Annotated in this window: 20 protein-coding genes; 1 reads left to right on the top strand and 19 read right to left on the bottom strand. The window is 35.3% G+C overall.

The window, feature by feature from the left end:
• Positions 1 to 7 precede the first annotated feature (7 nt).
• From QWY88_RS01815 to QWY88_RS01800, 4 genes are all read right to left on the bottom strand, one after another.
• Entirely contained in the window at positions 8 to 622 is a 615-nt protein-coding gene (locus QWY88_RS01815; RefSeq protein ID WP_369811208.1) for a 2-phosphosulfolactate phosphatase, read from the bottom strand.
• A 36-nt stretch (positions 623 to 658) separates the two neighbouring features.
• Positions 659 to 1159 carry a NanQ anomerase/TabA/YiaL family protein gene (locus QWY88_RS01810; RefSeq protein WP_304543447.1) on the bottom strand — a complete coding sequence of 167 codons (501 nt, stop codon included), beginning with the start codon at positions 1157 to 1159 and terminating at the stop codon, positions 659 to 661.
• A 341-nt stretch (positions 1160 to 1500) separates the two neighbouring features.
• Entirely contained in the window at positions 1501 to 2619 is a 1119-nt protein-coding gene (locus QWY88_RS01805; RefSeq protein WP_304543445.1) for a hypothetical protein, read from the bottom strand.
• A 210-nt stretch (positions 2620 to 2829) separates the two neighbouring features.
• Positions 2830 to 3417: a tetratricopeptide repeat protein gene (locus tag QWY88_RS01800; RefSeq protein ID WP_304543443.1), complete on the bottom strand. Its 588-nt coding sequence runs from the start codon at positions 3415 to 3417 to the stop codon at positions 2830 to 2832.
• Positions 3418 to 3584: 167 nt separating this feature from the next.
• Here QWY88_RS01800 and QWY88_RS01795 point away from each other — a divergent pair, with 167 nt between their 5' ends.
• Positions 3585 to 4751 (top strand): MFS transporter, encoded by a 1167-nt coding sequence (locus QWY88_RS01795; RefSeq protein WP_304543441.1) that lies wholly within the window; start codon positions 3585 to 3587, stop codon positions 4749 to 4751.
• Here QWY88_RS01795 and QWY88_RS01790 read toward each other — a convergent pair.
• The 15 genes from QWY88_RS01790 to QWY88_RS01720 form a co-directional block, all read right to left on the bottom strand.
• Positions 4748 to 6256, bottom strand: a complete 1509-nt coding sequence (locus tag QWY88_RS01790; protein WP_304543440.1) for an HD domain-containing phosphohydrolase — start codon at positions 6254 to 6256, stop codon at positions 4748 to 4750. The two genes, QWY88_RS01795 and QWY88_RS01790, sit on opposite strands and share 4 nt — an antisense overlap.
• A complete protein-coding gene (locus QWY88_RS01785; protein ID WP_304543438.1) occupies positions 6246 to 6653 on the bottom strand; it encodes a hypothetical protein in 408 nt (135 codons plus the stop codon). The genes QWY88_RS01790 and QWY88_RS01785 overlap by 11 nt, the downstream gene beginning before the upstream one ends.
• Positions 6653 to 7642, bottom strand: a complete 990-nt coding sequence (locus tag QWY88_RS01780; RefSeq protein ID WP_304543436.1) for a hypothetical protein — start codon at positions 7640 to 7642, stop codon at positions 6653 to 6655. Before QWY88_RS01780 ends, QWY88_RS01785 begins: the two co-directional genes overlap by 1 nt.
• 129 nt (positions 7643 to 7771) lie before the next feature.
• Positions 7772 to 10120: a sensor histidine kinase gene (locus tag QWY88_RS01775; protein WP_304543434.1), complete on the bottom strand. Its 2349-nt coding sequence runs from the start codon at positions 10118 to 10120 to the stop codon at positions 7772 to 7774.
• A gap of 70 nt (positions 10121 to 10190) precedes the next feature.
• Positions 10191 to 10565, bottom strand: coding sequence for a response regulator (locus QWY88_RS01770; protein ID WP_304543431.1), 375 nt, complete (start codon positions 10563 to 10565; stop codon positions 10191 to 10193).
• A 14-nt stretch (positions 10566 to 10579) separates the two neighbouring features.
• On the bottom strand, positions 10580 to 11605 hold the full coding sequence (locus QWY88_RS01765) for a protein-glutamate methylesterase/protein-glutamine glutaminase (protein WP_304543429.1): 1026 nt from the start codon (positions 11603 to 11605) through the stop codon (positions 10580 to 10582).
• 10 nt (positions 11606 to 11615) lie between these two features.
• Complete coding sequence (locus QWY88_RS01760) at positions 11616 to 12089, bottom strand: chemotaxis protein CheD (protein WP_304543426.1); 474 nt, start codon at positions 12087 to 12089, stop codon at positions 11616 to 11618.
• Entirely contained in the window at positions 12086 to 12907 is an 822-nt protein-coding gene (locus QWY88_RS01755; RefSeq protein ID WP_304543421.1) for a sensor histidine kinase, read from the bottom strand. Before QWY88_RS01755 ends, QWY88_RS01760 begins: the two co-directional genes overlap by 4 nt.
• Before the next feature lie 13 nt (positions 12908 to 12920).
• Positions 12921 to 14285: a PAS domain-containing protein gene (locus QWY88_RS01750; protein WP_304543419.1), complete on the bottom strand. Its 1365-nt coding sequence runs from the start codon at positions 14283 to 14285 to the stop codon at positions 12921 to 12923.
• Positions 14286 to 14294: 9 nt separating this feature from the next.
• Positions 14295 to 15122 (bottom strand): CheR family methyltransferase, encoded by an 828-nt coding sequence (locus tag QWY88_RS01745; RefSeq protein ID WP_304543417.1) that lies wholly within the window; start codon positions 15120 to 15122, stop codon positions 14295 to 14297.
• The gene (locus QWY88_RS01740; protein WP_304543415.1) at positions 15115 to 17178 is read right to left on the bottom strand and encodes a chemotaxis protein CheA; all 2064 of its coding nucleotides are present in this window, start codon (positions 17176 to 17178) and stop codon (positions 15115 to 15117) included. The genes QWY88_RS01745 and QWY88_RS01740 overlap by 8 nt, the downstream gene beginning before the upstream one ends.
• Complete coding sequence (locus QWY88_RS01735) at positions 17171 to 17434, bottom strand: hypothetical protein (protein ID WP_304543413.1); 264 nt, start codon at positions 17432 to 17434, stop codon at positions 17171 to 17173. Before QWY88_RS01735 ends, QWY88_RS01740 begins: the two co-directional genes overlap by 8 nt.
• Position 17435: 1 nt before the next feature.
• Complete coding sequence (locus QWY88_RS01730) at positions 17436 to 19067, bottom strand: methyl-accepting chemotaxis protein (RefSeq protein WP_304543411.1); 1632 nt, start codon at positions 19065 to 19067, stop codon at positions 17436 to 17438.
• A gap of 2 nt (positions 19068 to 19069) precedes the next feature.
• On the bottom strand, positions 19070 to 19567 hold the full coding sequence (locus QWY88_RS01725; RefSeq protein WP_304543409.1) for a chemotaxis protein CheW: 498 nt from the start codon (positions 19565 to 19567) through the stop codon (positions 19070 to 19072).
• Positions 19568 to 19569: 2 nt separating this feature from the next.
• On the bottom strand, positions 19570 to 19956 hold the full coding sequence (locus tag QWY88_RS01720) for a response regulator (RefSeq protein ID WP_304543407.1): 387 nt from the start codon (positions 19954 to 19956) through the stop codon (positions 19570 to 19572).
• Positions 19957 to 19960 lie beyond the last annotated feature (4 nt).

The raw sequence follows: 19960 nt of genomic DNA, 5'->3' as shown, positions 1-19960 counted from the left end.
TCATAGTTTATTCTATAAAGCACTTCTCTATATAAACGTTATTTGTACCGATATTTTTCACTTCCATCACAAAGTCACATTTGATCTCACTAGTAGCATAGATAACGTCTTTTGGATTAAAACGGCTGTCTGTAAAAAACTTTTCCGCCACATCACTATGAACAATTCGCCCAATAATATCTAATTGTGAAGTCTCTTTTTGATCATAGAGTGCCTGAATATAGTCTTTCACTGCAAAATCATCATCTTTCAAGCGAGAAGGGATAACCTGTAATGTTTGAATGGCTAAAGTATGTAGATAATTGACCAACTGACGGCTGTTACTAAATCCTGTAACAAAGATTTTATCGGCATCAAGATTTTCCAATGTTGCTTTTGTACCATTACTTGTCTTTTGTACCAATGTTTTTCCATTTAGATCATGTGACAAAAGTGCTGCCGGAGAGTTATCAAGATCAAACCCCTCTATTGCAAGTCCATCTTTTTCCCCTGCCAGAAGATATTCCGGATGTTTTGTTTTAAAATCAAAAGCCTCATCGATAGAACTGACAAGATAAATCCGTTCTACACCTTGCATCATAGCTAAATGTGCAACTGTAAAGGCACGCAATACATCTATTATTATATTTACTTTTATAGGTTTCTCCTAAAATCAATTTTAATCAAAAAGTGTAACCGGTACTTTAATAACTGCTTTATGAACTAATAGAGGCTTTTCATACATTGCCAAGCCTACATGACCGTCATCAGGAAAGTATACAGCCAAGTCTCCACTCTCAAGGAGAAACTTTGAAGTGTTATCAACTATTTTATAGGTGATAAAATCTGTAGCTTCATCATACTCTTGATCAACAGCAACTTTATCAATATCTATATATTCCATCTGTTCTGCACCAGATACAATCAGTTGAAAGTCAACATATTTTTTATGTGATTCTATAAAACATTCAGATCGATTTTTTGTATAAAAAACCTGTTCAAGTACAAATATATCATCATTTAACATATATTTTTCACACGAACCGCTTGAAAGAGCTTTAAGCCTTTTATGTATTTTATTATCAGGGTCCAATACTTGTTTAAAATAATCAAATACTACAGCAAATTTTTTCTCTTTAAAGAGAGACTCCACCTTATATAAATTTCCAATAATTGCCATAAGATTTCCTAAACTTTTATAAATTATGTGTATTTTACACATTTTTGGACAAGAAAATCTAACATCTATAAATTTTTATGAAATTGTTTGAAGATGCTACAAAAGACAATTACCCTGTAGGTTTGAAGATAATATTTTGATTCTCTCCAAAAGTGTACTTAATCAGATAGTTATCTTATTTATATAGTGTTCAAAAAAGTCTTAAAATTCGAGAAAATTTAAACTTTTAACTTTTTGAATATTTTTTGGAACACGGAAAGCATAATAAATGCTAACGGTGTTCCAAATGTAAGAGATTGTAGAATTAAATGGTGTCTAGTAATACATTCCAAAGAGCCATGTTATTCCTTTATCTTTAGTGTTTTTTTATAATTTTTTTTATAACGATCAAATATCTCATTATCTATTACAGTTCTATGACCTTTTGAGTCTTCTTGATACAAATATTTTTTGATATCTTCTGATGCATTAAAAAAATGATTTTCATCTTCCACATACCAAGAATCACCATATTGCCAAATTTTATATCTAGAAGTTTCTACAACATTATTTAAAGATGTTTTAGTATATTCAAGCGTATATGAAACATGATCAGTTACTTTATATAAAGTAATAAAACTTGATGAATCAATCTGACATGCTGATAATGTAGAGTAAAAAGTACCCCATTTCCATGTAAATTTCATAAAATTCTCCCATATGCTAGGATTGAAGTTATCCTTATATTTTTGAAAATATGTTATTCGATTTGGAGGTATACTTAATTGTGTAGTAATATTATTTCTTAAATCAGCAAGTATAGATTTTCTATTTCGATTTATTGCGTTCTCAAGCCATATTCTATCTTCGGAATTTGTTTCTGAAGATTCTATTGTTTTCAATGTTTTGAGATCAATATAATATGATTCAATAGCATAATTTATATGTAAGATATTTTGCCCAACAATCATATTATGAGGATAATATCTATAATCAGCAACCTTTTGATAATCTTTATTTCTAGGTATGCTAGTTTGCTTTAGTACTTGAAAAGATTTATCGTCCAATAGTTGCAAGTTACTATCATAATCCAGTAGGATAAATCCGTAATCTGAATAAGTAGCTAACCAATAAATAGGATTAGGCTTAAGCTGTTTAATTAATTGTTTGTTTTCTAAATCCCATAACTGTATTACCTCTCTCGACTTAAAAATCAACCGTTTATTATCTTTGGTAATGAATATATTTTCTCGTAAAAATCCAGTGCCTCTTCTATCTTTTTTTTGAATCCTAAAGGACTCTATAGGTTGGATGGGATTAAGTTGCCATTTTGTGACTTTGCCATCTTGATACGTATAAAATCCCTTTCCATTTGGCATTAATACTGCACTAGGTGTCTTCCCAATCGGATGAATAAAAGGCCACTGATCACCAGCAAACACCAAAACCACAAACAATAAAACTAATAAAATCTTTTTCATCTATCCTGTCTTTCATACTAAATTAAAATTAAAGTATACTGTATCTTTACTATCCATATCAATACTATCATGAAGTTCATTTTATTGTGGATTTTGGAACATAAATGGTCACAAAACCGGACACTAAACTTCGCTTTACTCCTAATTTTTGGGAAAGTTGATTGATAGAAAGAGCTTTATTTCGTACTATGCAGACAAATTAGATATTTTCTAAATCTTCAAGCTGCAATTCATTTTTTTACTTTTAGCATTTATTCTTGGACGTGCAAAACCTTCTAGGAACTCTTTTGTTCCTATTACACCATATCCATCTGGATAGTCAGCCGGTTTTTCATATAAATCTTTATATAAATCAACTACTTTAGCAAGATAGTTGCAAGCTGTTCTTTCATCATGTTTCATCTCATATAATGTTGATAAATTATAATTTATATCAAGTTGCAGAGCTCTATACCCTACTTGAAGACTGAGTTTATTTGCATTTTTTAGATATTGTTCAGCACTATTCATATCATTAAGCATGATAAAAACTCTTCCCATCTCATTATAAACAGCTGCCTTTGTATGTTGATAATGTTTACTTTTTTTATCTAGTTTTTCAGTTTCTTCCAATGCCTTGTTAATACTAGGTAAAGCACCTCTTGGTCGACCCTCGTTAATCCATACACGAGCATTTCTTATTAGTTTCCACGGGTCTGACGTCTCGGGTGGTTGCCCATATGTGTAAGAACATGATGAGAGTAAAATAGGAATTAAAATAGCAAATAATAGTTTATGAACAAGATTTAACCTTAGCATACTCTACTCCTCTTTTTTACGTAATTCTTCATTATACAACAATAAGAATCGATTACTCCTGACACTGTGGATTTTTATACTGATACTTTATCTCACAGCTCAATGTAGAAAAAGATATAATATATAAGCTATATATAACTCAATAATAATTTATAGGCTAGATAAAAATGAAAAACAATATCCCGACAACAGTATTTATGCTTGGCTTTGTTTCATTGTTTATGGACTTTTCCTCAGAACTTGTGCATAGTCTTTTACCTCTTTTATTGGTCAATGTATTACATACAAGTATGTTAGAGGTCGGTATTATTGAAGGGGTTGCCGAAGCTACTGCTTTGATAATAAAAGTATTTTCCGGAACAATAAGTGATGCCATAGGAAAAAGAAAAGTTCTTTTACTCATAGGATATGGTCTTTCTACATTTTCTAAACCTTTATTCCCTCTTGCACAACATATGGAGACTGTATTTTTTGCACGATTTGCCGATCGAATCGGTAAAGGGGTACGAGATGCTCCCAGAGATGCACTCATAGCAGATGTAACCCCAAAGGATATAACGGGAGCTAGTTACGGACTACGCCAGTCTATGGATACAATAGGCGCTGTTATCGGTCCTCTTGCTGCAGTTGCACTACTATTTCTGTTGGATGATATCCGCGTTGCTTTATGGTTTGCCTTTATCCCTGCACTCATTACAATGTATATTATCTTTTTTAAGATCCAAGAACCCACACATGTCAAAAAAGCAATAAAACAAAAAAAGATATTTTCACTCTCCATTATGAGCTCTTTCCCCTCTTCATTTTGGGTAGTAGTCTCTATCGGTTCCCTTTTCATGCTTGCACGTTTTAGTGAAGCATTTTTAATTTTAAAAGCACAAGAAGCTGGTTTTAAAATAGAGCTTGTACCTCTCGTGATGGTTGTAATGTCTATTGCATATGTCTTTAGCGCATACCCTGCAGGAGTACTTAGTGACAGACTGCAACGCAAACATATGCTCTCATTAGGGCTTATATTTCTTATGATCTCCGATCTAATCTTAGCAACTGCCTCATCCTATGCAGTTATCCTTTTGGGAGCTTTTTTGTGGGGAATTCACATGGGGTTTTCTCAAGGCATACTCACGGCTATGGTTGCAGATACAGCTCCAAAAGAGAAACGGGGAAGTGCTTTTGGATTTTTTAACCTTTTTAGCGGTCTCTCTATGCTGCTTTCAAGCATATTTGCAGGATGGCTCTGGCAAAGCTTCAACTCCTCTTTTACCTTTTACGCAGGTGCCCTTTTTGCACTATTTTCATTTATGATAGTAATATGGAAACTGCGTAACTCTTAAAAAGTATCTTTTAGTTTTTCACGAACTGCTAGAAACTCGTCCAGATATTCAAAAAAGATATCGACCAGCTCCGGATCAAAATGTTCACCGCGTTCTTTTTCAATCAATGTAAAGATTTTTTCATCAGGCCATGCTTGTTTATAAACACGATCACTCCCCAGGGCATCAAATACATCCGCTAGAGCGGTAATACGTCCATATATATGGATCTCTTCACCTTGCAAGCCTCGCGGATAACCTTTGCCGTTCCACTTTTCATGATGTTCATGTGCAACGATGGCTGCAGCTTTTAGAAGCGGTCTATTGGAACTGTTAAGCATATCGTATCCTAGTCGTGCATGTTCCTTCATTTTTTCAAACTCTTCATCGGTAAATTTACCCGGTTTGTTCAAGATGGCATCCGGAATTGCAACTTTACCTATATCATGCATAGGTGATGCTTGTTTAAGCATCTCTGATTCATCTACACTTAGTCCGTAGTGATACGCCAAAATACGGGAGTATTCTGCAACACGTTTTACATGATTACCCGTTTCTTTTGAGCGGCTCTCACCGATAGCACCCATGGTAAAAACTACTTCACGTTGCGTATCTTCTATCTCTTTGTTAAGCGCTTTGATCTCATCCATCGCCTCTTTCATACTGGAGATCATCGTATTAAAAGACGCACCCATTTGCCCTATCTCATCGCTGCTTTTAACAACAACCTGCTTCGTATAATCCTGAGTAAACGTGATATCGCGGGCAGTTTTAGATAAACGGCTTAACGGTCTGATGAGGGAGTTCGCAAAATAAAGAGCAAACAATACGATCATCAAGCCGCCCACTGCCAGAGTAATAAAAAATATGAAACGATATTTCTCTATAATACTATAGGCTTCGTTTTTATCCTCTTCCAATACTATAGTAATTGAAGGAAGCGTTGTCAATGCTTTTTTTACAGCAATCTCTTCATCAAACTTATACGGTCTAAAAAGGGTACTTCCCTCACCATTAACGATGAAATACTGACGTGAAGCAGTATTGTTAAAATAGGTTTGCAAATTGCTCAGTTCATATTCTAAATAGAGTACGGCAATTTTAGAGTGATCAAAAGGGGAATGGACATCAATATGGTATATAGGCGTATCGTGAAACTGCTCTCCTATCTGGGCAAAATCGCTACACGCTACAATAGTTCCTGAGAGATTTACAATGTAGAGGTCTCCCACGAGGTGTAGATCCTGCTTTTTATTTTGTAAGAGGCGGCTAATTCTGCGATCGAGGTCTTCGGTAAATATATCAGTCATTATTTCAGATTTAGCAATAAAAGAGAGATCGTCTTGAATATTTTTTATGTGCTGATCTATTCGATCAATCGTCATATTTAACTGTGTTTCAAGCTCTTTGGTAATACTTTTGAATTGCTCTTGTTGTAGAGATGAACCAAAGAAAAACATCGTCACCGTATAAGGCACTAAACTGATTAATAACAAGAACAAAATCGTTTTTATTCTAATACTCATAAAGCACCTTCACAGTTTTATTGACCATATTTACAGGTATGTAAGCAATCGCTCCCTCTACATTATTTACAAACAAAAGCGCTGCATCAAATGAAGCAACCGTTGAAGGCGGAGTGATACCTTTAAAGTGTTGTGTAATCCAGTACTTACTAAGCTTCCTTCGTTGCATTTGTAACACATGCTGCTCAAACTCAATACGCCCTTTATTGTCGGCCAAGGTATTGATAGGGATTATTTTTTGATTATCAATAAAGTTCTGGCGACGCAGATAAAGATTACAAAGCTCATTTTGGGATATACTGTTGACCTGCGAATCTGCCTTAACAACTACCGCATACTCTGCGGATTGTAATAATGCAATCGTTAAAGAGATGAGAAAAACAGTTCTTGTAAACATCAGAAAAGTACCGAAAATGAAGCTAAAAATTTATTTTGATCACTTTGTTCATGCCACTGGTATTCCGCTTTTAAAGAAACAGGATAGATCGGTCTGTAGCTATATCCAAAAAGGAAAATCTGATCTTTTCCAATGAGGTCATTGTCATCAAAATATTCATAACGAGAAACAAACGCATGCTCTTCAGAAGATCGATACAGCAGTTGCAGATAACCACCCATTGAGATATCGTCTTTGAGATGCTCTGAAGAGTTTTTTCTCCACATAAACTCTGTAGTTAATTCAACACTTTCCCCTGTATATTTAGCATTGGCAACTGCAAAATTAAAGGTTTCGTTTTGCAGTGTTCTAAACTGCCCTATTCCCCCTCCTATTGAACTTTCCAATGAGAGTTCATGTTCTATCGTACCCCCTACAAAATGATCAGTTGAGATATTAATGTAAGATTCATCTAAATCTCTTGTTTCCTGTACAAACAGATGATACGACGTCTCAAACGAGTCCCCAATATAACCACTTGCTGTGATACCGGTAAGAAATTTTGGAAAGAGATAGCGTGAATATAAAGGGTTTGAAGTTGTATCGCGGAGAACATTAATAGGTTGAAGATTCCAATACCCAATCGGAGTGATCTGTTTTCCTATACGAAAACCTATATAATCCGAATAGCGATAATCTACATAGACCCGCTCTGCATGGAGTTTTGTATCGGTTTTATCAGTGTTTTCTTTAAAATCATGGATATAAAAATTAACAGCTTCAAACTCTACCATATAGTTTAACTGCGGAGTAATCTCACCGTATCCCATTACAGCAACATCATCTATTTTAAATGTTCTGTCTAGTTCACTATGTTCATACTCAGTTGAAAAATAGCCGCCGACTCTGAGCATCTTACCGAATGAATATCCATTACCTATTTTATAGTCACTCTCTTGCTCGGCATAGAGCAGCAATAAAGGAAAAAATACTAAAAAAATGTATTTCATGTCATTCACTTTATATATAGTTTATTGAAAAAGATAAAAAAATCCATCCCCTTGTAGGTGCTATTTTATTGAAAAATATAGAATTAATCAAGAAAAGGACCTCTTAACACGTACTTTATCTAAAATGTTCTATTCTGCCTCTTCTGAAAGAGACATTTCGGTAAGTACTAATTGAAAAGTGCTTCCTTTACCTTCAACTGAATGAAGATTGATCTCTATTCCCATATCATCACACATACTTTTAACAAGTCCAAGACCCAGTCCCGTACCATAGTCTTGATTGTCAACTTGAATGAACGGATCAAAAACAGTTTTTTGTTTATCTTCGGGGATCCCTTTTCCGGTATCTTCTATCTCTACTATGATTTTATTAGGGTATCTGAATGCTCGTAACTCTACATAACCTTTCTCAGTAAACTTAATAGCATTGGATAATAGATTTAACAAAATTTGTAAAAACCTTCTTTTATCAACAGCTGCGATCAGCGGAGGAACGGAAGTAGTTTTTATTCTAAAGTCTATATCTGTTGCTTTTAAAAGAGAGTATGTATTGCTGTAAGCACTCATCAAAATATTATTAATATCTTGTACTTCAATACTATAGTCCATTTTTCCGGCTTCTGCTTTTGTAAACTCCAGCAGATCATTGATCAACTGTAACAGATGTTTAGAGTTTACCATTACGCGGGATAGAAAAATTTGAGTATCAGCTTGTAACTCTTTATCTTCAAGCATCTCATCAAAATCTTCAATCACCTGATCGGTAAAGTTTATAATAGCATTTAAAGGTGTTCGTAACTCATGAGAGATACTACTTATGAAGTTTGAACGTGCCTGAGCGGCTTGCATCGCTTCTTCACCCACTTTAACCAATTGTTCATTCGCTTTTTCAAGTTCTAAAATATATTTTTCAAGTGCATTTTGGTTAACTTGCAGCTCTTTTGTTTTTTGTTGTACGTGAGACTCTAACGAACTGTTTAAAGTACGAAGTTCATACTCCATCTTTTTAAACTTAGTCATATCACGTGCAATAACCACAACCCCTTTGATCTCGCCACTATCGTCATAAAAAGGACTTTTTTTCACTTGAAGAACAACATAATTACCATCAGACTTTTGAAAACGCTCCTCTGTTACTATCGTTCTTCTCTCTTGCATAACTAATTTGTCGATACGTATACGTTCATGTGCAATATCTAAAGGGTAAAAATCGATGTCCCGTTTACCGATAATTTCATCGCTTGTTCTATCACTCCATTTTTCATAGGCAATATTACACCCTAAATAGTTTGAATTTGTATCTTTATAAAAAATTAAATCATCGGTAGCATTTATGAGACTGCGCATCAACTCTTCACTCTCTCGATATTGTTTGATTGTTAAACGCAACATCTTTGCACTGTTTGTTAAAGCATTACAGATCATACCGATCTCATACCCTCTTTTGGTACATATCGGTGAATGAAAATCCGACATAAAATCGTATTCGTCCACCATTTTTGCCAATATTTGCAACGGCTTTGCGATCATCAGGGAAAATCCCCATCCGACAAATAAGAAGAGGAGGAAAAGCAAAATGCTTCCCCCTATGATGATTCTCTTGTAAACACCACTTAAAGATGTTAAAAAACGCTCCTTTGAAAAGTCTACGACAACTGTCCAGTTGAGTTCATCAACAGGGATAAAAAGAAGATACCTTTCTTGATCTTCAAACGTGTACATGATGAGTTCTTGTCGAATTTGTAATGCTCTTTGAAATGCATCTTTTTTTTCTCTTATCATATCTGCATAAGCAATATTTTTATTAATATTCTCTTGATTATATGAAGCGTATTGGATGATATTTTCATTATTGATAATAAGTGCACTTGCATCATCTTCTTCAAACTCCTTTAATAGGAGTGATAACATACCGCTTACATCTATCCTTCCGCCAACAATACCGACAGGGTTTTCTACATCACCAATAAGCGTATCTATCCATATGTATAGTTTTCCTTGTTCATCGCTATCTGTATTGATTTGATATTTCTGTTTTCCCTCTAATGTTTTTAAAAACCATTCATTTCCACTTTCGTTCGTATCTATAACATTTTGAAAACCACGTTCGTTAAAATTATATCTGTTCTCTCTATCTGTAATATCTATAGTATCTAAATGAAAAGCTTCTTTAAACGCTTTAAATTGTGATGCCACTTCCGAAGTCAATATCTTCTTTTTGAACTCCGAACTTTCTAAAAACTTGTGTATCTCATAAGAGCTAGAGATACTCATACCGTTTCTAATAACATTTGAGATAATATTTTCAATTCTAAGTGTATATATATTTTTAATATTTTCAGCATGCTCTTTAATAAACACATCTTCAACCGTTTTTTTAATATATGTTTGTATAACAATCAAAGTTGTTCCCGTAACAATAGCTGTAATAAGTAACAACGGTAAGGTTATCTTAAATACAATAGAGCTTAATTTCATAATTCACCTATAATTTTTTTTTATATTTACAATATTATACTTCAATATAAAGTAATACCAAAGTCCGGTATTATGAGATATGACATACCTCTTCTATAATCCCTAAGAACTCTTTTCTTGAAAAAGGTTTTTCTAAAATTGCATCGAAACCCTCTTCTAGATATATTTTTTTCATCTCTGCAAATACTGATGCCGTAACAGCTACAATCGGCACATTATTAAACCTCTCTTTTGTACGGATCCATTTTGCTATTTTATTTCCCTTAATGAACGGCATCTCAATATCTAACAAAAAAAGGGATACATCTTCGATATTATCAAGTAACATCATCGCTTCTTTACCGTCTTTTGCCCATATAAGCTCTACGTCTTCTTGAACTTTTCGAAGATTTGATTTTATAATTAAATAGTTGTCTTCATTATCTTCTGCTAAAAATATTTTCACCTTCTTCTCCTTTATTATGAAATACTTGCCAATATATTAGTACTAATTTTTTGTAAAGGGAACTGTTTCTCAACGGCACCGTTTTCAAAAGCGATCTTTGGCATTCCGTACACAACGGAACTTGCTTCATCCTGACCGATCGTGCGAGCACCCGCTTTACGCATTGAGAGTAACCCTTTTGCACCATCTGATCCCATTCCAGTAAGGATGACACCTATTGCATTGGCACCGGCAATTTTAGCAACCGAGTTAAATAAAACATCAACAGATGGTCTGTGTCCCGATACTTTATCACCGCTGCCGATCTCTACATAATATCTGGCACCCGAACGTCTTATAACCATATGGTAGTCTCCCGGTGCTATTAAAACTACACCAGGAGTGATCGAGTCACCGCTTCGAGCCTCTCGTACCTCCATAGCACATATAGAGTTGAGTCTCTGAGCAAAAGCCGCCGTAAAGTTTGCCGGCATATGTTGTACTATAACCGTTCCCGGTGCATTTCTCGGTAATCCTATCAACACCTCTTTTAAGGCCTCTGTACCACCGGTTGATGCTCCGATCGCCAAAATTTTATGGGTTGTTTCTGCTAAGGAGGTTACATTGTTAACGGTTTGCTTTGAGAGCTCTTTTTTAAATACTTTTGCCTTTGCAGCCGTTTTAATTTTTGCAAGCAGCTCATCACGCATCTCATCCTTCCCGTCATAGATGTGCGAGTGAGGTTTAGGAACAAAATCTACAGCACCTGCCTCAAGTGCTTCTAACGTAGTTTTTGCACCGCTTTGCGTCAAAGATGAAACCATCACTACAGGGATAGGTATATAATGCATCAACTTTTTCAAAAACGTTATGCCATCCATTCTAGGCATCTCAACATCCAGACATACCACATCAGGTTTTAAACTAACTATTTTATCTCTAGCGACATAAGCATCTGAAGCCGTATCTATAACTTCAATCATCGGATCCGATTCCAATATATCTCGTAAAACTGCACGTGCAGTAGCACTGTCATCAACGATCAATACACGAATTGCCATTTTTTCTCCATTATCCACAAGAGTATGTAGTGTATTTTAAATACACTTTCCCCTGCTCTAAATCAAATTGAATTTTTCTTCCTTGTTGTTTCCCGACATCTTCGGCAACAATAGCTATCTTATACTCTTTTAAAATCTCTCTAGCTACCATAATATTCTTTTCACCAATTAGCATATTGTTTGTTGCGTTTATATTTAATGCGGCCCCGCCGAATATTTTAGCCTGCATTGTTTTTGTATCGGCACCTCTCTCAATCATACTCTCGATCAACTTTGGGATAGAAATGTTACCAAATTTAGGTGATTGTAGTCCATTTCCATTCCAAAATGGAAGGAGGTAATGATTCATACCCCCAATGCAATTTTTCGTATCATACAGACAAACAGCTACACATGAACCCAGTACCGTAGAGATCTTTGCCGGTGTTCTGTCAACATGTAATTGTCCAACATGAATAAAAGTTGCATTGCCGTCCATTATCATAGTTCTATTGCACCTTCAAACGAATCAAATAAAAACTCATTAGAACTACAGGCATGTGCCATGACACCCTTATCGTTCAAACAAATAGTAACTTCAAATGTAACAAATCCATCAGCTACATTATAATCTACATCTCCATCCAACAAAGTACACAACTCTTTAACAATGCTCAGACCTATTCCAAGTCCGTGTTCATTCTCTGGAGATACGGAAAATCTAGTAAAAACCTCAGGTTTAAACTCAATTTTCGGACCTTTGCCTTTATTTGTAATAGATATTTTTAAATGAGTATCATCTCCGCTACAACAGATATTTACTTCTGAATGTTGCTCACCGTATTGACAACTATTTGCAATAAGATTTTTTAAAATAATGTCTAAAAACTGAGGTTCTATGGCAATATCATCTTCAAAGTCGCAGTCTAAAACAAAGTGTATATCTTTCTCTATACTCATGTACTTAAAAAACCCTATTGCTTCTTCAATAAGAGTAGGCAGATTAACGGAGAAGTAACTTATATCCATTTTACCGTTTTCAATTTGTGCCGCAGCTACCAGATTCATCACTTTATAATCAAGGTTCATTAACTCCTTGCTGACAAGAAAAAGCAACTCTTCATTTTTATCACACTTTTGAAGTTCCAAATGTGGGATAAGTCCCATAAGAACCGTCATTGGATTATTTAGTTCATAAGCTACTAACGAGAGGAATCTTGATTTTGCTTTTTCACTCTCGATCAGTTTCTTGTTTAATTCCAATATTTTTTTACTTAAAAACGAGATCTCGTCTTCATAAACTTTTTTTTCAGATTCTTTCAAAACACCCATACCCTTAACTTAACTTTTTTGTTTCTTGCTCAAAATTGTCTAACATCTTGTAAATAGTTCCCGATTGTTCTACCAACCTATTGTTCTCTTTTACAAAATTATCAGCCATATTTTTCATCATTAAAATCTCATCAGAGGTTGTCGCGATCAAAGTTTTCAGTTGAGAAAAGATCTCCGTAAACCCCAGTCCGTTTTCCAAACAGCGTGCAGATTCTATGAAACCGTACACCTGTATATACCCTAGATACATAACCTGCTGTTCAAGTTCATCAAGACAAACGGCTATCTCTCTAACCGTTTTATCTATAATCTTAGGCTGCTGCATCAACTTATCGTTATAGATACCTACAAGTTCAAAAAGTGTATCTATATTTTCATATAGAGAGGGATCATTTTTTTCCAATAATTCTTGAATAAAATAGGTAACCATCTCTATCTGTAAACTCACATAAGAGGCCATAAAAATAACTTCATTAATAGCCTCTGTCAATATTTCAACTTCAGTATGAATTTTTTCAATCAAGATATCGTTCTCTTTGGCATTTGTTCTGATATCACTTGCCAATACACCGAAAGTTTCACCGTTTTGTTCCATTTTATATGAAGATACCGAAGCGTTTAGGGAAAGAAACACTATATCTCTTGCTAAGACAAGCAAACCTTGCCCTTTTGCTTCAAAGTCACACTTCATTTTTGTAAAAAGTTCAATTTTTTCAAACCATATAGTATATCTTTGTGATAACTGCGTACTGATCTCAAAAAGATTTGCAATTACCTCGTTTTGAAGCGATTTTTCTTGCGCTAAGATATCTCTTTTATAAGAAGCGCCCTCTTGCTGAGTCTGTAGTTTTTTTCTAAGTAATAACTCTGAGAGTAAAACCTCATTCATAAACTGGTCATAATCTTCATAACCGAGTTCATTTAAAAGTTGATATAACAACTCCTCTGTTGCTTCCATATTATGTTTTGCTTCAGACATCAAAAGTCTAAAATAGAGTTCACGTACGGTTGCAAAAATTTCAGTATTTGGTTTAATTCGGATGGAAACATAATGTTCATCCAAAGGGAAAACAATACTTAAAACCCAGTAAAAGCCACCCTCTTTTGTTCTGTTTTTTACATATGCCACAATAGGTTTTTTGGCATTTAAATAGTCCCAAAATACTTTAAAGATCACTTTAGGCATGTCAGGATCTCTAATAATATTGTGATACTGCCCTATCAGTTCCTCTTTTTCATATCCACTGATATGGACAAATACATCGTTTCCCGACTCAATTGTACTATCATGCTTTGTGATTGAGAAGAACATCTCATTTAAATCCAGTTTGGATTCTTTCATTACTGTCGCAGTATTTTCTTCTAGCACGATATATCCTTAAATTTTTTTATATATAGAAGAGCCTAAAAGCTTTAACTTAGCTTTGTGTGTAGTAAGAGATTCCGAACTACCTAAAAGCAGAGGTGCCCCCTTTGGTAATAAAGAGGCAAAACGCTCTACTAAATCATGTCTGTTTTTATCGTCAAAATATATCATTACGTTTCTACAAAAGATCATGTCAAACTCATTTTTAAAGAAAAACGGATCGGTGATCAGATTATAAGTTCTAAACAATACTTTCTCTTTTAAAAAAGGACGTATTACGTATGATGTTTGTTCACCATTACGTACCTTTTCAAAAGAGTTGTGTACCATGGCTTTAGGAAGTTGTTCCACATTTTTGGCTGCATACTCTCCGGCAATAGCGTGTTTTAAAACTTTTGTAGAGATATCAGTTGCGAGTATCTTAATATCCCATTCATGAAAATCATCAAGTTGAGAGAGCAAAAACATGAGTATTGTATAAGGTTCTTCACCGCTAGAACATCCCGCTGACCATATACGCAACTTTTTACTGTGTTGTTTTAATGCTTTTAACTCTTCAAGATAACCCTCAAGCCATCTCCATTGGGCACTCTCTCTAAAAAATGAAGTAACATTTGTTGAGATAGCACTAATAAAAAAAGTGAGTTCATCACCGCTTGTTTCATCAACAAGATAGTCATAATATTCTCTAAAAGAATTTAAGTTTAATTCACGTAAACGTTTGTTTAGACGCCCTTTGATTAAACTTGTTTTTTGTGCAGAGAGGGAGATCCCTACCTTGTGATAGATATAATCCTGAAAAAGTTTAAACTCTTCAGGACTCAGCTCGATCTCAAACATGAGTTCCCTCGATTGTCGGGCGTAATTCATCAACATTTAAAATGAGTGCAATATCGCCGTTACCTAAAATAGCTCCACCCGAGATCTCTTTTAATTTTGCAAGAGATTTTCCAAGAGTTTTAATAACTACCTGTTGACGACCTACGAGTTCATCTACCATAATGGCAATTCTTCCCGCTTCTGTTTCAACACATACCAGTATCCCTTCCCAAGGTGCAACTTTAGGTGCATTTAATTCAAATACATCACATAGTCTGATGATCGGAATATGTTGTCCGCGTAGGCTTACAAATTCCCCTTGATCTTTTACTGCATGAACTATCTCTTGTTCAGGTCTAAACGACTCTACAACACTTAAAGTAGGGATAATGTAGATCTCATTTGCTGCTTCTACAAGCATTCCGTCAATGATAGCAAGTGTTAAAGGTAAGATCATTGAGAAAGTTGTACCTTTGCCTTCCTCTGAATCGATCTCTATTTTTCCTCTTAACTTCTCAATAGAAGTTTTTACAACATCAAGACCGACACCTCTTCCTGAGAGATCACTAATCTTCTCAGCAGTTGAGAAACCGGGTTGCATAATAAGACCGAAAATCTGTGAATCTGTTAAATTCTCATCACCGTTGATAATACCTCTGTCAATAGCTTTTTGAAGTACTTTCTCTTTATTGATCCCTCTTCCGTCATCACTTACGCTGATAACGATATTTCCGCTTTTATGGAACGCCTTGAGTGTAATATTACCCTCTACCGCTTTTCCAACACCTTCTCTCTCTACAGCATCTGCTTCAAGTCCGTGATCAATTGCGTTACGGATGATGTGGATCAAAGGATCAGATAGACTGTCAATCATAGTTTTATCGATCTCAGTATCTTCACCCTGAACTACAAGGTTTACCTCTTTACCCGTTTTTTTCGACGTATCGCGTACTACACGTTTCATCTTGTCAAACGTATCTTTAATAGCAACCATTCGAAGACTCATAACTCTGTCTTGAATTCTTTTTGTAATCTTTGAAAGTGTTTCGATCGTTCTTGTGATTGAGTCATCCTCAATTGAGCGGATCTTCTCATTTTGTGCTATAAAGTTCTGTGCAATTACAAGTTCACCTACAGAGTCAAAAAGCTCGTCTAGTTTAAAAGTATCGATTTTTAACGTTGACTTTTGTCTTATACTGCTTGAGCTGCTTGCTTCGTTAGCAACAACCTCTTTTTTCTCTTCAACTACAACCACTTCCTCTTTTTTAGGTTCGATCGCAGTTACTTGATACTCTTCGTCAAATAAGAATTCAAAAAACTCTTCAACCTCTTGAAGTGTCAACGGAGTTAAAACAATAATATTCACTTGAGGGATATCATTTTGATCACTTGCAAACCCATCATCAAGTGTTTTAACATTTTGCAGGTTAAAAAAGCTCTCTAAAGAGACTGCTTTTTCAGCAAGATTTTTTATAAATACAACATGGTCAAAACCACGTTTATAACAATCTACATCAAGTTCCAAATCAATTTTAAAAAGGTTTACTCCCTCTGTTTGCATAGCTTGATGTGTTTCTATTGACTTATAGATATCGTTTGCAATATCATCTTCGCAATCAAGTCCAAATTCAGATGCGAGATCGGCAAGCCCTTCTGCTTCACCGCTTGCAACAGGAGCAGCTTCCCCTTTTTTCATCGCAAGAAGCTCTTTAATCTGAGTAAGACACTCTTGATAACTAGCAGGTAAATGCTCGCTGTTGTCAAGTTCACACTCCATCACCTCTTTAGTGACATCTACACCCTCTACAAAAAGGTCAAGATAGTGCGATTCAATATGCTCGCGAGTATTTCGATAGTAATCAAGCATATCTTCGAAATGGTGTACAAACTCTCCTAAACGGGTAAACCCAAAAGCGTTTGCATTCCCTTTTAAAGTATGTACACCTCTAAAGATCTCATTTAAGAGGTCAAAATCACTTGAGTTCTCTTCAAAGCGAATAATATCAATATCGAGTTTCTCAATGATCTCACCCGCTTCTTCAATAAATATTGCTTTAACTTGTTCTTGTTTAGTCATGACATATCCAATTTATTGTACCTTGTCCTTCAAAGCGAGCTACCCTTTTTTCTAAAAAAGGTATCTCTAATTGAGGATAAGTTTTTTTCAAACTTGCTAAAATCGAAAGTAACGCACTGCTTGTAAGTCCATTTTCATCTTCCACTTCGATAGTCTCGATATATTCAATTCTAGGACGGATAAACTCTTCAAACTCTTTTATTCCATCGATAGTCATATCTGAATCTATCGTCAATACATCACCGTTAAATTCCATTTTAAAATTCTTTCAAATCGTCTTCGTGTAAAGGAAATATCTCATCAGCGTTATTAGCAGCTTTCGTGCTTGTTGCTGCTTTAGATGATTTCGGTATTGCAGCTATGTTATTGCTAACATGTTTTTTCGGTGCTGCCATCATATGAGTATCAGTTTGCATACCAACCATTTGTGCAAGAATCTGTACAGTTTCCATCATTGATGTAGCTTGAGCATTTAACTCTTCAGCTGCTGCTGCAGATTCTTCTGAATTTGCCGCAACTTGTTGTGTAACTTGGTCAACTTGTCCCATAGCCTGGTTGATTTGTGCCATACCTTCACTTTGTTCTTTCCCTGCAATAGAGATTTCACCGATAAGGTCAGATACTTTTTTAGACTGCTCTACAATATCTTGGAAAGATGTATGTGTCGCTTCTGCAATCTCATTACCCTCTTTAATTTGATCAACTACCTCTTCGATAATCTCAGAAGTCTCTTTTGCCGCTGCTGCTGCACGTTGTGCAAGATTTCTAACCTCATCTGCAACTACCGCGAAACCTAAACCGTGTTCACCTGCACGTGCTGCTTCAACTGCTGCATTTAATGCAAGTAAGTTTGTTTGGAATGCGATCTGATCGATAGCTTTGATAATTCCAGAAATTTTTGCCGCAGACTCAGTAATAGAATGCATAGATGTTGAAAGCTGCTCACCTTTTTCATATCCTGCACGTGCAGAATCATTCGCATTTTTAGCTAAGATATCAGCTTGTAGTGCATTGTCTGTATTTTGAGTATTTATCGATGTACTTTGCTCTAGTGTTGCACTAACTTGCTCTACACTTGAAGCTTGTTCACTTGCACCTTGCGCTAACGAAGATGAAGAAGAAGCAACTTGATCACTTGCCGATGTAATTTGCATTGCACCGTCACGAATACTAGATACACTTTGTGTAATTGATCTTGTAATTGATCTAATGATTGCCCATGCTAATAAGATAGCCACTACTATAGAGATTAAAGCTACAAGGATAAACATCTGTTTATAAGACTCTGATGTCTCTTTTGCATTTTTATTTGTATCTGCTACAACTTGTTTATTGATATCGTAAATATTTTGAAGTGCTGTAAACATCTCACCGCGAACACCTCTGATCCCTTCAAGGAACGTTGTCATCTGTACAAATAGCTGGTCTCTTACAACAGGATCATTCTCTGTTACCAGTCTGTCAATAATACTTGTTTTCATATCTAAACTTCTTTGTTTGAAGATTGCATATTTTTCTTCAAAAATTTTCCACTGTATAGCCTCTTCAGGTGTTTGCGGTAACGGTGCATAAATAGCAAGACCTTTTTCACAACGCTCAAAACCTGCTACAATCTTACTTGAAGCATCTTGCATAATAGATTTTACTCTAGGATGTGCATTAATACCTCTTACCCTGTTTTGTTGAGTAACAACATCTTTAATACCGTTTCTTGCCGTCCCCATACTAACTAATGATGGTACACGAACCTCACCCACTTCAACATTGTTTGCCTGCCACTTTGCGATTGAGTTAAATCCCATCCATGTTAGTGCTGCCATTGCCAAGATCATAATAGCTGTTAATATGATCAACTTTGTTTGTAATATCATGTTATTTAAAAAATTCATTTTTACTCTCCTTCAGTAAGTTGTTGCATTTGTTCTAAACTAACTAATTCGTCAGCTTCAAAAAGTTTTAATACATCTAGTATCATCACTACGTTATCTTCAATCTGTGCTACAGAACATATAAAGTCCGTATCTACTTGATTTCCAAACCTCGGCGGTTCACTTAGGTTTGAAGAGTCTATTGAAGAAACTTCCTCTACCCTGTCCACGATAAAACCTATGCTTACCTTTTCAACCTCAACGATGATAATTGCCGTATGCATATCAGGTTCTCGATACTCCATCCCAAAACGGATTCTCGTATCTACTACAGGGATGATAGTCCCTCTTAGGTTGATTACACCCGTCATATACTCAGGTGTTTTTGGTACGTTAGTTACCTCCATCATGGCGATAATCTCTTTAATCTTTTCGATCCCTATACCGTACTGCTCTTTTTCCAAATAGAAAGTGAGATAACGCTCTCTTTTTGATTGCGCACCGTTTTCATTTTCATTCATATCTATACTCCTAAAATCATTTTGACTGATTTAACCAATTTCTCATTATTAAAAGGTTTTACCATCCATCCTGTCACACCTATCTCTTTTCCTGTCATCTTCATCTCATTAGAGCTCTCCGTTGTCAAGATAATGATTGGTTTATTTGCATAACGTGCATCTGCTTTGATTTGACGTGATAACTCAAGCCCGTTTAGTTGAGGCATATTTACATCGCTAATCAACAGATCAAAATCTTCAGTGCCGTTTTGTAATGCTTCTAATAATTCTAAAGGGTTTAAATACGATTTAAACTCTATTAATCCCGAACCTATAATCTCATCCAATGCTAATTCAGCAGTTGCTATAACTGCTCTGGAATCATCAACAATAATTACTTTTTTTCCCATTTTT

It is taken from the genome of Sulfurimonas sp. hsl 1-7 (assembly GCF_030577135.1).
Lineage (GTDB): Bacteria > Campylobacterota > Campylobacteria > Campylobacterales > Sulfurimonadaceae > Sulfurimonas > Sulfurimonas microaerophilus.
This window is presented reverse-complemented; position numbering and strand designations above follow the sequence as displayed.